Genomic DNA, 15360 nt, shown 5'->3' on the forward strand with positions numbered 1-15360 from the left:
ATGACCACTACCAAAACCTCCCTCCTGTGCGCGGCCGTGCTGGCCTGCATCGCCTTCACCGCCGGTGCGCAGCAGACGCAGCTGACGCCGGCGCGCGATCGGATCACCGACGAGACGATCCACGCCGACCTGACCGGCTACGAGCACACCCAGGGCCGTATCCAGGCGCTGAACGACGGCGGCCGCCCGATCCGCGACTACCATCTGTCGAAGGCGCAATGCTGGCTGGACGTGTCCTTCCACGAGTATTCGCGCAACGACCGCAGCGCCTTCCCGCAGGAAGCGCTGACCGAGTCGGAGAAGCTGATCGTGGGCATGGAGCAGGGCGTCACGCCGCTGCCGACCGATACGCCGCTGGTCAATGGTGCCGCCCGCGTGCGCGAAGACCTGTGGAAGCGCCTGGGCGCGATCCATGGCACGCCGGGCTTTGCGTGTGCGCAGCAGGCCGTGGCCTGCGGCGAGGTTGAACTGGTCCATGCGGGCAACGAGTTCAACCAGCAGCAGTGGCGGCATGCCAAGCCGTACATCCAGATCGCCGAAGACTGGGTGAGCGATGCCGAAGCCTCCACGCGCCAATGCGGCGCGGCGCCGGCGGTGCTGCCGGTGGACACGGTGCTGACGGCGAACGTGCTGTTCGAGTTCGACCGCTCCGGTCGCAGCGACATCCGCGCCTATTCGCTGCAGAGCCTGGACCGCGAACTGGCCCGCCTGCGCGAGGAAGGCCTCACCCTGGCCAAGGTCGAACTGGTCGGCCATGCCGACCGTCTGCAGGGTCGCGGCCACGACTACAACCAAGCGCTGTCCGAGCGTCGCGCGCAGACCGTGCGTGCGCTGCTGTTGGAGCGTGGCATTGATGCCGCCAACGTCACTTACAGCTTCAAGGGGGATGGTGATCAGGTGCAGCAGTGCGACGGCGTGAAGCCTCAGGCCGCGCTGCGCGAGTGCCTGATCCCGAACCGCCGCGTTGAAGTACGCCTACACGTCACCCGATGAAAGCGACACTGGTCGATTCGAGAGACGCCACTCGAGCGATAACCGACGGACAGTTCGCTGTCACCGCTTGCTTCAGATACAGGCAAGCTAATTTTGACTCTCGAGAGAGCTGAACTCGCTCCCAGAGGTGGGTGTCCACTTGTAGCCGCAAGTAGATAAACGAGTATGCAACTGCGTGTCGAAAGTACTACGGCTAAGGCCGACCTTCAGGCCGACATTAGCGACGGGTTTCCAACCCGTTGGGGCACAGCTTGTAACCCGCTTTCGATCGAAGCTGGGGAGAGGTGCTCCATGAGGCATGTTTTTCAAAGTATTGACAGGCGTGGGCTATCCTGCGACGGATGAACGAGCCAGAGAAAAACATCCTGAGGGCCAGCGCCACATCCGTTGCGTGGAGCGTGGACGTCATATCCTTCCTGCGAGGGGCGACTAGTGATAGCGAGTTGGACATTCACGATGCGGCTGACGCACTGCGTATGACGCTAAGCGTCTGGATCGCAGGATCTGCCTCCAATGATTCGCTCCTGACCCCCCGGCACCTCCGCTGAGCATAACTTCGGTTCGAAGCCACTCGGCGTGGAGCGGGTAGTAGCGGTTGAGTGCCGTTTACACCGAGGCCTCGATCACCGCGCTGAACTCCCTCCTGCATTTGCCGGACAGCGATGCCCTGGTGGCGTCTACGGCCGTACTGCGCATGCAGGAAAGGAGGTTAAGGATGTTTATCGGGGAGGCCGATGGCATGGCAGCTTCCGACCCAAAGCAGACCTTCGTCCACTGCCTCGGACTCTTAGACTCCTTGCCATTCAAAGCCGGGGGAGCGTCGGACTAACATGCCACGGGCGAGCAATTGGCTGATCAAGGGGGCGCAGATATGCTGACGCGCTGATTCGCCTGCAGCATGGCATTGGCGCCAAAGCGATTCGTGCACCTGCCTCGACGCCGGCGATTGCCTCCACTTGCGCGCCGAGATTTCGCCCGACCGATACTGGAAAGAACCGTAGTGTGTTCTCGAGATCCAGAGTGGCAACCGATGGACGTCCGTCTCGCAGCGACGTTCACTGCCATCAATGGGGAATCCCGATACTCGGGTAGGGTAATTCGGTTGTTTGATTCCTAGGCTGAATTCAATGACGCACTCCCGAGGCCGCCCGCCGTTTCCCGACCTACTCACGCCTGCGGAGTGGCGTGTAGTTGAGGCAGTTCGTCATGGACTCAGCAATCCTGACATTGCGCGCCGACAGGGGGTCAGCGTGGATGCCGTTAAGTACCACGTCGCCAACGCACTTCAGAAGCTGGGACTCAGCAACCGAAAGGCGCTGATGCAGTGGTCTGGTGTGGCCAGATCTAGCGCGCTGCCACAAAGCGAGATGTCGCGATCTATGAACATTCAACTCGGCCCAGTCGGGCAAATTTCGCGCAGCGTGTCCAACATCGAGGACGCCAAGCGCTGGTACGGCGAGGTGCTTGGCCTGCCGTTCCTATACGCCTTCGGAAACATCGCCTTTTTCGACTGTGGTGGACTGCGCCTTTTCCTAGCGGAAGGCGATGGCGATGCCAATTCCATCGTGTACTTCCGCGTGACGGACATCCACGCTGTGGTGAAGTCGCTTCAGGCGCGAGGAATCGAGTTCGTCAACGCACCGCACATGATTCACAAGCATGCCGACGGGACGGAGGAATGGATGGCGTTTCTGAAGGATAACGAAGGCCGGCCCTTGGGCCTTATGTCCAGCGTCGGGCCCTCCACTGCAGAAGGCAAGTCTTGAGGGTTCGCCCACCGGCCCATGCGATGGGTCTCTGCAGGCAGAGCCTTCCACGGCCGGCAAGCAAGATCATCTCCTTCGAGCCAGAGTTTCGCTGAAGCATGCTCGGCCGTTCACCAAGGAAAATCCATGCGACTAGCCCTAGCTGTCATCCTAGTCATGGCCTGCCGCACGGCGGGCGCTGCGGGCATCGAATTTCGGACGCCGCCAATCGAACCAGGATCGCCGCCGATCGTGCAGGTCACGGGTCTTGCGGACGGCCAAGTTGTTCGTCTTTGGACCGTAAGGAGTTTCACCAAGTGGCAGGAGGTGGAAGGGCGGTGGGTGGAAGTTCCCGTGACGCTCTACGCCTGGGCAGACTTTGTGGCCGTGAAAGGGCGTGTCGATAGCACGGCCATGCCCAGCCTTCAGGGCACTTATCGCGGACGAGATCCCTACGGTCTGATGTGGTCGGGAAGGACTAGTGATGATCCGGTCGTTGCCAACGCCGGAATGCCCGCAGCAAGCGATTCGAGTCCCGGAAAAACGTTCGTTGTCGCCCAATCCGGGACAACGGAGCTAGCTCGCGGAACGCTGAGTAGCGGCGAACCGGAAGGGCTTCGCGTGGTGGGAATGAACGAGGGGGGCATTGCCGGTGTATATGCAGCACCCACTGACGGCAAGGTCCATCCGGTCGTGTTGTTACTGCATGGCAGCGAAGGTGGGAGCAGGGACGGTGCCCGAGAGCTTGCCGTCAGATATGCAGCACAAGGATACGCGGCATTTGCGGTCATCTACTTCGCATACGACCTTGCCGGGATCAGCGGGGTGTCGCATCAACACGTGAATACGCCCATCGAGTGGCTGGACACGGCCAGGCACTGGGTGGCCGATCAGCCTGAAGCTGATGCGTCCCGCATCGGCGTTTACGGCCACTCAAAAGGCGCGGAGTTCGCCGCCGTCGCTGCAGTTCGGTATCCGTGGATCGACGCGGTTGTCGCCTGCGTCCCGACCGATGTTGTGTGGGAGGGCTACGGGTTTGACGATGAGCGAAATCGGCCTGAGAACAGATCGGCCGCGCCTGAGTTCGTTTCTTCCTGGAGCTGGAGGGGCGCACCACTGCCATACATCAAGCTCCGGCCCTTTCATTGGCGTCAACCTCAGGAGTACTTCAATAACACCGAGCGGTATGAGCTTTCTCGGAAGGATGACCCTAAGCGAGCAGAAAGCGCGGCCATACCGATCGAGCAAAGCGAGGCCAAGTTCCTTCTCTTGGGGGGCGAGAAGGACGAAGTGTGGGCATCGGGTGCCATGGCGCTGGCACTGGCTCGCCGATTCAATGGGCTGCCGGCAGAGCGTCAGCCGCTCGTGCACGTTTTTCAAGGGGCGGGGCACAGCATCTGTGGCGACGGAACCTACCCGCCAAGGGTCTACGGGACAACCAATGCGGATCCGCGATCGCGTGACTTGGACAGTGAGGGTGCAGCCGCGGCTCGCGCGTGGGAACTGACAAAGGACTTCTTTGCTCGTGAGCTAAGCCCTGGGCGAAACCACCGAGCAAACGACAACTGACCGGTTCGGTGACTATCGGATCGGCTGGTTCCGCTCCCGGGCAGGATCATCTGGTCTCGGGAACGGGGTCTCCGACCCATGCTCGAAAGACGAGATTTTTCCTCAGCCGTATCGCAACTTAGGAGCGTCGGGCAGCGGCGGCGACATTGAAGCCCTGCGCGTTGACGCACCGGTGCAATCAATGTCAAGAGGGTCTTGCATGAATTCGTGGTCGATCGTCTTTGGAGTTACGGGCGTCTTGGTCCTCGCAGGCGCATGCGTCTACGTCGCCGGCTTTGCGTTGCCAGAAGAGCACATTGCCGAGCGCTCGCGAAAAGTGCGCGCCACTGTCGAGCATGTAACTGAGCGGGTGCGAAGCGTGCAGGCGCAGCCGCATTGGCGACGCGATGTGACGCGTATCGAAGTCCAGATGTCTGAGCCAGGAAGGGCTCGCTACGTCGAATACACGGGTGGCGATACGATCGCTTTCGAGATGCGAGACTTAGAAGGTGACTGGCGCTTCGAAAGCCGTATCGTTTCGCCTGACTTGCCGTTTGGCGGACGCTGGCTGATTCGACTTGATGCGATTGATGAGAGCGCAACCCGTGTAACAATTCGCGAGGAAGGCGTTGTGCGATCGCCAGTGTTTCGCGCGCTCAGCCACTACGTGTTTGGTCACGCCGGGACGATGGACGCGTATCTCGACGACTTGGAGCAGTCATTCGAGGAGGAGGAGGGCGGTGGGTCGTGAAGCGCTGTGCAATGGCCAGCTGGGCCGAGAATCAGGCGGGGTTCTGGCGCAACTCGAAAGCCATGAACTTCGGATTCGCGGCGACTTCAATGCAACGCTGAGCTTTTCTGACCTCCGGTTCGCCAGGGTAGAAGGTGAAATACTGGAGGCCGAAACACCACAAGGCCACGTGCGCCTGTCCCTTGGCCTGACGGAAGCGCGCAAGTGGCTAGACCGCATTTCGAATCCGCCGTCGCTTGCGAAGAAGCTGGGAGTTCTCCGCGGCATTCCTGTTCATGTCGTGGGAACACCGCCTGAGATAACGGCACAGCTTGTGGAGATGGGCGCGGATAGGGTCGAACAAGCGGAGGCTAAACTGGCCTACATAGCCATTTTGACGCATGAAGATCTTAAGCTGCTCGACGGGCTGGTACGGTATCTTCCTGAGGGCGCGCAGATCTGGGTCCTTAGGACAAAGGGTTCGCGCGCCATGGTCAAGGAGAGCGAGATAATGGCGCTCCTTCGCTCGCGTCGATTCGCTCCGAGTAAGACTGCGGCTTGGTCGGAACTTTACTCTGCAGATCGATACTCGCGCTCTGGCATCCCTCGATAGCCAGCGGCCAAAATGTCGCCGGCGAGGCGGCGAATGAAGTGCCTTGACTCTGCGCGGCGGCTATAGCTTGCCGGCTACTTTGTAGCGCTTCACACCTTGGGCAACGAGGGTTTCCAGCTCAGAGAAGAGCGGCGGATCGAGCGCCTCGAAGTTGAAGCAAGATTTACCCTGCATTCGCTTCCGCAGCGCAGGGCTGATGTTATCAAGCAGTTCCGGGAACTCGTACACGGGCATAAAGTGGAAAAGGTGCTTTCGGTTCGACACCTTCACTGCGCCAAAGAACGGGTGTTTGCCCTTTGCGTCGGGCAGGCCGCAATTTGCGAAGAAGTGCGATGGCTCGTCATGCACAACCTGAAGTCCGGTCGTGCACGAGCCAAGTAGATCGCGAAGTGCAGCGAAAAGTGACTTTGGAGCATGGTTGCCTGGCGTAGCTCCTGGCTGCGAGCGGCGCGTTGTCATGGCGTCCCCCCCTGGCTAGGCCGAGTGCGCAAAAAAGCCAGAACGATCATGCCAACAACAAGCCCGCCGACAAATGCCGCCACCGTGCCTTGAGTGACGAATCCAGCGGCGGTCATGTCAGCTTTGCTAAGCCACTCCGGATTGAGCCAGAGGATATAAATTGCGCTGATCAGCGATGTCGTCGTTGCCGCGCCAGCGCAAACGGCGATGACGTCCGGTGTTCCAGAACGATAGGTCAGGTGGCCAATACGGGTGCGAGACCGTCGCAGCGCAACCACAAGTCCGGCGATCGGAAAGATGATCGAAAAAAAGCCAGTGAACCGACCAATGTCGGTGCTCTCGGAGTGAAGCCCGAGCGCGAATTCGGTCCACATCCAAAGCCCCGTGGCAAGGCCAACCAGAAGGCCGATCAACAGGCTCGTGCGCATGATTCTCTTATTCCCTAGTGGTCGTAGTGGAGGGTTTTATTGGTGCTAGTTGGAGTTTCCAAAAGCATCTACGGTTTCGGGAGACTCGCGATCAATGCGAGGCGATCACCAAGTGCCTGATGCCCGGCTTGGTATGCAAAGTCGCTCGCGAGCTTGCCTTCCTCATTACGTGCCTTTGCATCTGCACCATAGAGCAACAACATCGCCACAACAGGTAGATTTCCCGCAGCAGCGGCTTCATGGATCGGGCGCATTAGTCGCTGCTGCGTCACATTTGGATCGGCACCAGACTCGAGGAGCAACTGCAAAGTACCGTAGTCTGATCTCGCTACCGCAGCGTGGATCGGCGCGACCTGCAATGTGTTGCTCGCCTTCGCGTCAACATTCGCGCCGGCGTCGATGAGGAGCTTGGCCACGGCGGGCTGACGAAAGAAAATTGCAAGTCCAAGTGGCGTGAAGCCATCGGTGGCGTACTGGTTGACGTCCGTTCCGCGTGCAATGAAGCGACGGACGGCGGCTAGATCGCCAACGACGCACGCTTCGAAGAAGCTAAGTTCGCTCGTGCGTTCCCGAAGTATGGAAACCATCTCTTGACGCTCGTTGTAGGCGGCGAACAGGAGCGGCGAGACGCCTTGATCCGAGCGTTCAGCAATCGAAGTGGGGTCCTTCTGCGTCAACGCAAGCAACGCGGGGACGTCGTTAGACCGTATCGGAGCAAAGAGAGCAGGCTCAGCGGCATGTGTGCTCCCGCACGTCGCGAGAAGCAGCAAGAGAAATATCGGTGACTTGCGTTTCATATCTTTCTCCTTGATTGAGGTTGTGATGCGAGCGGGCGTAAATGCAGCCCAGGCTTTCAAGTCCGCATGTCGGGGCGCGAGACTGCTGGTCGGTACGAGGCGCCCCAATTGGAGATTAGACTCGATTGGCCCGCACCTTCCCGGGACCCGACTTTGGTGAGGTTTCGTATGCGACGCTTCTGCAGTCGGCCGGGAAGTGATGTTCGACGGTGCGAGTGGTGTGGTCTTTGCGTCGGGCGACTTCTCGCATGAACGGCAGACGATGTGCGCACCGCCTGTTGTGCGCCTCCACGTGTGCTGAAGGACTTTCTGGACCGGCCAGCCTTTCGTAGACATCCGGTTGCCATAATTCATGGCAATGACCGAGGTGTTTATGGGCAACAGCAAGCAGTACACGGATGAGTTCCGTGCCGAAGCGGTGAAGCAGGTGATCGAGCGTGGCTTCACGGTCGTGGATGTCGCCTCCCGGATCGGGATTCCCAAGCACACGTTGTATGGCTGGGTGCAGGCGGCCAAGAAGACGGTACCGGCCCCTGGAGCCACGGTTGCGCCGAGCGACTCGGCCGAGATCCGACGGCTCAAGGCTGAGCTGCGGCGGGTGACCGAGGAGCGCGACATCCTAAAAAAAGCCGCCGCGTACTTTGCCAAGGGGTAAGGGCGAAGTACGCGTTCATGCGCGCGCACGCCCGGGAGTTCCGCTTGGTGGCGATGTGCCGGGTGCTTGGCGTGCAGCGCAGCGGCTACTACGCCTGGCTGCGCCATGGCGCCAGCGCTCGTGAGCGCGAAGATCAGCGTCTGCTGGGGCTGATCAAGCACAACTGGCTGGCCAGCGGCACGGTGTATGGCTATCGCAAGATCACCCTGGACCTGCGCGAGGCCGGCGAGCAATGCAGTCGGCACCGCGTCTTGCGGTTGATGAGGGCAGAAGGTCTGCGTGCCAAAGTCGGCTATGGCCGCAAGCCGCGTCATCGCGGCGGCCCGGCGGGCGTGGTGGCCAACGTGCTCAACCGGGACTTCGGGCCACAGGCACCGAACAAGGTCTGGGTCACCGACATCACCTACATCCGGACCTACGAGGGCTGGCTGTTCCTGGCGGCGGTGATGGACCTGTATTCGCGCCAGATCGTGGGTTGGGCAACCGCTTCGACGATGACCAGCGATCTGGTGCTGCAGGCACTGGTGGCGGCGGCGTGGCGGCGCAAGCCCGGTCCTGGCGTGATGGTGCACTCCGACCAGGGCTGTCAGTTCACCAGCAGCGATTGGCAGTCGTTCCTGAAAGCGTACCGGATGGTGCCGAGCATGAGCCGACGCGGGAACTGCCACGACAACGCCGTGGCCGAGAGTTTCTTCAGCGTCTTGAAGAAGGAGCGGATCAAGCGGCGGATCTACCCGACACGCGCCATGGCGGCATCGGACGTGTTTGACTACATCGAGATGTTCTACAACCCGATCCGCCGGCATGGTTCCGCTGGCGGACTGTCACCGGTAGAGTTTGAAAGGCGCTACGCGCAGAGCGGCGACTGAGTGTCTACAGAACTCTGGCCGGTCCACCTTCTCAATGGTGGCTGTATGCAAGGCGTACTCTCCTGTACGGATCCTGTTGAGCAGGAACCATGCCAAGTAGTGGGTTGTGATAAATGGCACTGCTAGCGGCGCAATCAGTGATACGCGGCGCGCGAGAATGACGCTGTGCGTCACAAATGTTAGTGAAATTCACATTTCACGACAACCACCGTCACATTCATAAATGGTGGAGCGCCTTCCCGTAGGACCAACCAAAGCGGTTGCCAAGCCTCACAAACCATAGCGGAGGCCGAGAGAATTGGAGGGGGTGGGCGCTCTTTACTAGCGAGCGTCTAGTTCTGGACTGGCCATCTTGGCCACATACGCCAATTGGTACCAAATTGGCATCTACCGCTAGAGGTCAGTCAGCGAAGAGGTCAGAGCCGGCAGCTATGAACCTCTCACTGAAGTGCTAAGGGCACTGATACCACTCAGCCCTTTGAGCGAACGTTTGCAAACAGATGCGTTAGTTGATTCGGCTCTAGGGGGCGCGACAATAAGTAACCTTGATACACATCGCAGCCCAGCTGTTTGAGATGTTCGCGCTGCCCTTGGGTTTCTACACCCTCTGCAACAACACGTAGATTCAGCGCTCGCCCCAACGCAACTATTGAGGCAACGATGGCAGCATCTTCAGAGTTCGATTCCAGATCGGTGATGAAGGCGCGATCGATTTTTAGCTCTGTTGCAGGCAATCGCTTCAGATACAGGAGGCTTGAATAGCCGGTACCGAAATCATCGATAGCAATCTGTACACCCATTGCCGTAAGTTCGTCCAAGACCCTCAAAGTTGCGCCGGCATCGCGCATGGCCGTCGTCTCTGTAATCTCGAGCGTAAGCAAACCAGGGCCAAGATTATTGCTTTCTAATGCCATCCTTACCGTATCGATAAGGGCGGCTGAAGAGAACTGAAGCGGCGATAGATTGATCGCCACACTCGGAACCTGGTATCCATCGTTCTTCCATTCCCTTGTTTGCCGACAAGCCTCATTCAGAACCCAGTCGCCCAGTGCCAGAATCAACCCGCTGCGCTCCGCGACTGGAATAAATTCACTTGGCTGCAAGAGACCATGCTCTGGATGACACCAACGGACAAGTGCTTCCAAGCCAACCAACGAGCAATCTGGGCCGGCGAATTTTGGCTGGTAATGTAGAACAAGTTCTTTACGATCTATGGCCCTTCGTAGGTCGCTCAAAAGCTCAAGCTGTTGATGAGCGCTGACGTTCATGGAAGGCGAATAGAACGTATATCCGTTCCTGCCATTGTTCTTAGTGTGGTACATCGCTGCGTCGGCATGTGCCACTAGCTCTCGCTCAGTGGCTCCGTCGGAAGGATACATAGCCACGCCAATGCTAGCTGTGACATGCACTTCAGCAGACTCGATACTAATAGAGAGGGCTACTGTGTCGATTATCCTCTGAGCTACAACAGCAGCATCCTGAGAATCACTGGTGGGCACGATCAAGACGAACTCATCGCCGCCCATGCGCGAAAAAGTGTCTTGGCTTCGAAGCAATTCGCGGATCCGTTCAGCGACGCTCAGGAGAAGGGCATCGCCGGCTTGGTGACCATAGGCGTCGTTTATGCTCTTGAATCCGTCCAAATCAAGAAACATGACAGCAAACTGTTCGCGTTTTCGCTGTGCCTTCTCAATAGACTGTTCAAGTCGATCCTGAAGGAGAACGCGATTGGGAAGCCTTGTCAGCGGATCATGTAGAGCGGCCTGCACGAGTTGATCGTGTGCACGCGCCAACGACCTGGAAAGATGGCGCGTTCTTAGATGCATTTGGCGATCCAGCACCGATACGATCAATGCAACTCCCATAATCGCGACCGTAGTGACAACTACCAAGACTGCCAGCCAATGTGCTGGCACACCACCATCACGCGCTGCACCGCACCAGCTGCCCGGCAAGAACCGCGCAGCAGCCATGCCAGTGTAGTGCATGCCTACGATCGCAAGCCCCATGATCACGGCCGCAACAAAGCGCCAACGGTATTGTCCGCGCGCACCTGCTCTAAGACGAAAGGCAATCCATAGCGCGGTGCCTGACGCTGCGATTGCGATCAAAATGGACAAGACGAACCAAGTGGGGTCGTACTCTATTCCGGGCTGCATCTGAAGCGCAGCCATGCCCAGGTAGTGCATCATCGCGATGCCGAGCCCCGTAAGGGTCGCGCCAAGCATCAGCCTGCTAACCGGGAGCTTGGGCCTGGAGACCAGCCAGAGCGCGAAAACCGACGCGCCGATCGCGGCAATCATCGAATAAAGTGTAATGGCAAGGTCGTAACCGAGCGGTATCGGTAAGTCGAACGCCAACATCCCGACGAAATGCATCGACCAAATGCCTAGGCCCATCGCAAGGGAGCCGCCGATCAACCACCAGCGCGACGCGACGCCCTTAGTTGCAGCCACCCGGCCTGCCATGTCCAATGCAGTGTAGGAAGCGAGAATTGCTACAAGAAGCGAAAGTAGAACCAGAATATCATTGTAAGTTCCAGACATAGCGTATCCATACAGTCCAGCGGCATTAGTTCTTAGCGAAGATCAGCGATCTAACTCAGTTACTAAATTTCTAGGCAGCAGAAGAAGCGATGTTAGAAGAGTCACTGTTCGATGCCCCTCCACTGCTCGCGACCATACTGAAAAGCGCCTCAGCCTGCGCCTCTAATGCCCGGGCAGAGCAAGAAATCCCATCGATCAGACGCGTGTCCTGTTGAACGCGCTTGTTGATTGCTTGCAATGCTTGGTTGGCGCTCTGAACGCCTTCACTCTGCTGCTGACTCGCGCCCGCAATCTGTTCGACGGTTGCCGTTACTTTGAGAACAGCGCCGAGAACTTCTTGCATGACATTGCCGGCTTGCATGGTCAAGCGCGTTCCATCAGTCACTTGATCTCTAGCGCTTCCAATCAGGTCGCGTATTTCCTTAGCAGAAACGCTGCAGCGTTGCGCCAGGCTTCTGACTTCCTGCGCCACCACGGCAAATCCTCGCCCTTGCTCTCCTGCGCGCGCCGCTTCCACGGCTGCATTTAACGCAAGAATATTGGTTTGGAACGAGATGCCGTCAATGACTCCGATTATTTGCGCCATGCGCTCGTTGGCTGCCCTAATCTCTTCTGAAGTCGTAACGACTTCCGAGATCACTGCGACTCCACGCTTAGCGGCATCCGCAGAGTTCTTGGCTACCTGGCGGGCATCGTCAGCATGTTGGGAGTTGGCGCGCACATTGTGGGCTAATCCTTCAATCGACTCTGAAGTCTGGCGGACAAACTCAGATTGAGACATAGAGCGTCCTGCCAGATCATGGTTGCTAGCAGCGATGCCACGAGCAGCGGTACGCACGTTCTGTGCGATATCCGTGGCTTGAATCACCAGTTGACGCATTTCGTGGGCGGAGCGGACTTGCTCTGTCACGTCCGTTGCATACTTAACTACCTTAAATGGATGTCCGGAAGCGTCAAAAATCGGATTGTAGGAAGCTTGGATCCATATTTCCTGACCGAGCTTTCCGAGGCGCCTGTACCGACCAACATCGTATTCACCACGCCCTAGCTTTCCCCAGAAAGTTCGATATTCTTCCGAGCGCCCATAGTCTGCATCCACAAAAATGCTGTGATGCTTTCCGCGAACCTCGTCTAGCCGATAGCCCATCGCAGCCAAGAAGTTCTCGTTGGCATCGAGTATCAGTCCGCTCATCGAGAATTCGATGACTGACATGACTTTTCCGATTGCCTTTATGCGCCCCTCTGCATCCGCAGAGATCGTCACCTGTTCTGTAATGTCGGTAGCGTACTTAATCACCTTGTACGGCAAGCCTGAAGAATCTAGTACAGGATTGTACGAAGCCTGTATCCAGACATCCCGATTCCCTTTTGCCACTCGTTTGTAGCGACCGGCATCAAACCTTCCTTGACTGAGTTTCCGCCAGAATTCAGCGTACCCCTCAGAATTCTTGGTGTTGAGATCGACAAAGATGCTGTGATGCCTGCCCTGGATCTCATCCAATCGATAACCCATCGTATTTAGAAAATTCTGATTGGCGCTCAGGATAGTCCCCTCCAGTGAGAACTCAATTGAAGCCATAACTTTGTCGATAGCATCAATGCGCCCTTCGTACTCACTCGTTCGATGCATCTGATCGGTGATGTCAGTCGCGTACTTGACGACTTTGTATGGCTTTCCAGCTTTGTCCAGAAGCGGGTTATATGAAGCGTTTAACCACACTTCTCGTCCGCCTTTTCCAACGCGGCGAAAACGACGAGCTTCGAAGTTCCCGGCTCGGAGACTGTCCCAGAATGTCCGGTAGTCGCCATCGCTACGTTCTGATGGCGGCACAAACATGCTGTGATGCTGTCCTTTGAGCTCATCAAGACTGTAGCCCATGATGTTCAAGAAGTTCTGGTTGGCGTGCAGGACTCTGCCCTCCAGATCAAACTCGATGACGGCCATCACGCGATTGACGGCAGTAATTTGAGAACGCTCATCCTGGCACCCGACAAGAAAACGGCTTCGGGCCCGTGCCTGCTTTAAGAATGAGCGCATCTCGCAATCCTGTAGAATTTTTATCGATATTCCTCCCCTTAGCGGCCCCGCTTGGCTGAACTTTAAGGGTCCGATCCGACAGCAAGTGACCGAAAGTTATCGCGAGGGCCTTTTCTGCCCAACGGGCGCAGCTGCGGATGGACCCAAGCCGTCGTAGAGAGGGTCGGCCTCGGCAATGAACTGCCATCGCCCACTACTGGTATCGCCGCTCTCTAGTGCAAAGATTGGCTTGCCGCGCATCGGCAAGAGACAGTCAGCAATGGCATTAGTTTGGTCTGGTTAGCGAAGAGAGCACGCTCGCGACTGATTCACCCAAGCAGAAACGCTCGAATAGGTTAAGCAGATCGAGTCCGGATTCTCGTTGTTCCATTTCGTTAGCCACCATGAGAACTCGGATCATGCTGAGGTAGGCAACTAGGCGCTCCCTCAATGCCTCGCTAAGAGTTGGGTCCGATAGGTTGGCAAGCAACTCATGCTCCAAGTCATCGAGGCGACTCTTGCCCGATTCTCGTGACATCGCAGCCATCGTCGATTGTTCCTCTTCACTTGCCACCATTAGCATACGAGCTATGTTGACAAACGCGAGTAGGCGAACTCTGGACACATCGCTTAGACCACCCTGCGACAGCTTGAGAATCAAGCTGCTTTTCAATTGTCGAAAGCCGTAGCCAACCAGGGGCCTCTCCATATAGCTCCTTTCCTTGGACCGTCCCAGAAACGGCCTGATCATAGGCCCGCCAGGATCGGGGCAACAAGCAAACTTGCAGCTGCAACCAAAACGTGGTCGCCGATCGTTTTGGCTGGGGCAGGCCGAATTTGAGTGATCCTTAAACGCGCGAAGAATTGATAGCTCGCATGAATTGCTTCGATGTCGAGATGCGTGGCTCGTTCTGCCCGGGCATTCTCAGCCCCGCCCTTTCACTTGACTGAGCGAGGCTGATATCTAAGTCTTGAGCTAATCTTCGTTCCGCCAGATACCTCTCATCAGTTGACGGCCCATTGCTTCTACCGATCGCATCGGTGATGGGCCTCCACTGCTGTCCCTGCGTTGTAAGCCGTGCACGGCCATACCGGAGCGCAACCTATCCAGACTTAGGACGTCACTTCTCGGGTGCGGGCTCGATCATCCGCAGCACATCGCGCTTCTGCTGCCGGGTCAGCCCGTTCCATCGCAGCAGGACCTTGGCGAGCAGTTCATCGCTGGTGTACAGGAAGGCCGGGGGTACGCCTAAAGCCTCGGCCAGTCGCTCGCTGGTCTCGAGCTTGGGCTCATACTTGCCACGCTCGTATTGGTTTACGCGGGGGCTGGCCACATAGGGATCCATACCGGCCCGGATGCCCACTTCCTTCTGCGGCAGACCCGCACGCAGGCGGGCCTGTTTCAGGCGACGGGCAAAGGTCGGCAGTGAGTCGGCGGACGATGGCACACGCGCACCCTATGGCAATACCGTAAGGATGGCGCATGTACCCTATGTTGCATACTAAGATATTCTTAGTTTTCAAGCAACCATCCTGCCTTCCGCAGTTGTCATGTCCCGCCCAAGCGCACCAACCGCCGGTTCCGATCCCGGGGCCTCCACGCACACGCCCTCCGGCGCAAGCCAGATTGCCACGCTGGAGGAACTGGGCCTGCGCGGGACCTTGTTCTTGGCGGCACTGCTGAAGGCACATGCCGATCGACTCGCCTTGGCCCCAACCCACCACTCAGCCCTGCTGGTGCTAGATACGTTGCGGGGGATGGGCGTGATCCAGGTGCCATGGCCTGACCAGCGGTGGCAGATCCGCCCCGACGCCCACGTCGACGTCCCCCCGCTTTCAGTAGCGGGGCCATTTAGAGTCCGGGGTTAGGGTAGCCGATCTTGGCCATCCGTTTGGCGTAGGCGGCGGGCGTCAGCCCGCCCAGTGCTTTCTTCGGTCTCTCCTCGTTGTATTCCCGGCG

The 15360-nt window shown here is 58.1% G+C and carries 12 protein-coding genes; 6 read left to right on the forward strand and 6 right to left on the reverse strand.

The features are described 5' to 3' along the window. From AC5P7F_RS19700 to AC5P7F_RS19720, 5 genes are all read left to right on the forward strand, one after another. Positions 1–993, forward strand: a complete 993-nt coding sequence (locus AC5P7F_RS19700; RefSeq protein WP_099497387.1) for an OmpA family protein — start codon at positions 1–3, stop codon at positions 991–993. A gap of 1127 nt (positions 994–2120) precedes the next feature. Beyond that, a complete protein-coding gene (locus AC5P7F_RS19705) occupies positions 2121–2759 on the forward strand; it encodes a LuxR C-terminal-related transcriptional regulator (protein ID WP_099497898.1) in 639 nt (212 codons plus the stop codon). Positions 2760–2885: 126 nt separating this feature from the next. Then, the gene (locus tag AC5P7F_RS19710; RefSeq protein ID WP_158230108.1) at positions 2886–4307 is read left to right on the forward strand and encodes an acyl-CoA thioesterase/bile acid-CoA:amino acid N-acyltransferase family protein; all 1422 of its coding nucleotides are present in this window, start codon (positions 2886–2888) and stop codon (positions 4305–4307) included. Between the two features lie 199 nt (positions 4308–4506). Then, entirely contained in the window at positions 4507–5037 is a 531-nt protein-coding gene (locus AC5P7F_RS19715) for an SRPBCC family protein (RefSeq protein WP_099497900.1), read from the forward strand. Next, positions 5027–5629 (forward strand): hypothetical protein, encoded by a 603-nt coding sequence (locus tag AC5P7F_RS19720; RefSeq protein ID WP_099497901.1) that lies wholly within the window; start codon positions 5027–5029, stop codon positions 5627–5629. Before AC5P7F_RS19715 ends, AC5P7F_RS19720 begins: the two co-directional genes overlap by 11 nt. A gap of 60 nt (positions 5630–5689) precedes the next feature. On the opposite strand, the gene AC5P7F_RS19725 is transcribed toward AC5P7F_RS19720, so the two are convergent. From AC5P7F_RS19725 to AC5P7F_RS19735, 3 genes are all read right to left on the reverse strand, one after another. Further along, complete coding sequence (locus AC5P7F_RS19725) at positions 5690–6088, reverse strand: hypothetical protein (protein ID WP_242877927.1); 399 nt, start codon at positions 6086–6088, stop codon at positions 5690–5692. Continuing rightward, positions 6085–6516 (reverse strand): DUF4199 family protein, encoded by a 432-nt coding sequence (locus AC5P7F_RS19730; protein WP_099497903.1) that lies wholly within the window; start codon positions 6514–6516, stop codon positions 6085–6087. Before AC5P7F_RS19730 ends, AC5P7F_RS19725 begins: the two co-directional genes overlap by 4 nt. 68 nt (positions 6517–6584) lie before the next feature. Continuing rightward, on the reverse strand, positions 6585–7313 hold the full coding sequence (locus AC5P7F_RS19735) for an ankyrin repeat domain-containing protein (protein ID WP_158230107.1): 729 nt from the start codon (positions 7311–7313) through the stop codon (positions 6585–6587). Positions 7314–7686: 373 nt separating this feature from the next. Between AC5P7F_RS19735 and AC5P7F_RS19740 the strand changes: the two genes are divergently transcribed. Next, positions 7687–8837 (forward strand): IS3 family transposase gene (locus tag AC5P7F_RS19740; RefSeq protein ID WP_495204198.1). Its coding sequence is split into 2 segments (ribosomal slippage): positions 7687–7933 and positions 7933–8837, totalling 1152 coding nucleotides; the frame shifts between segments, so codons are not numbered across the junction. 470 nt (positions 8838–9307) lie between these two features. Here the strand turns inward: AC5P7F_RS19740 and AC5P7F_RS19745 are convergent. The 3 genes from AC5P7F_RS19745 to AC5P7F_RS19755 all read right to left on the reverse strand — a co-directional run bounded on the left by AC5P7F_RS19745 (position 9308) and on the right by AC5P7F_RS19755 (position 14848). Continuing rightward, on the reverse strand, positions 9308–11383 hold the full coding sequence (locus AC5P7F_RS19745) for a putative bifunctional diguanylate cyclase/phosphodiesterase (RefSeq protein ID WP_481528798.1): 2076 nt from the start codon (positions 11381–11383) through the stop codon (positions 9308–9310). Positions 11384–11453: 70 nt separating this feature from the next. Further along, complete coding sequence (locus AC5P7F_RS19750) at positions 11454–13328, reverse strand: methyl-accepting chemotaxis protein (protein ID WP_099497907.1); 1875 nt, start codon at positions 13326–13328, stop codon at positions 11454–11456. A gap of 1193 nt (positions 13329–14521) precedes the next feature. Further along, positions 14522–14848, reverse strand: a complete 327-nt coding sequence (locus tag AC5P7F_RS19755; RefSeq protein ID WP_099497909.1) for a helix-turn-helix domain-containing protein — start codon at positions 14846–14848, stop codon at positions 14522–14524. Positions 14849–15360: the final 512 nt, after the last annotated feature.

This window comes from Stenotrophomonas sp. YJH_SMC_105-26, assembly GCF_059368915.1.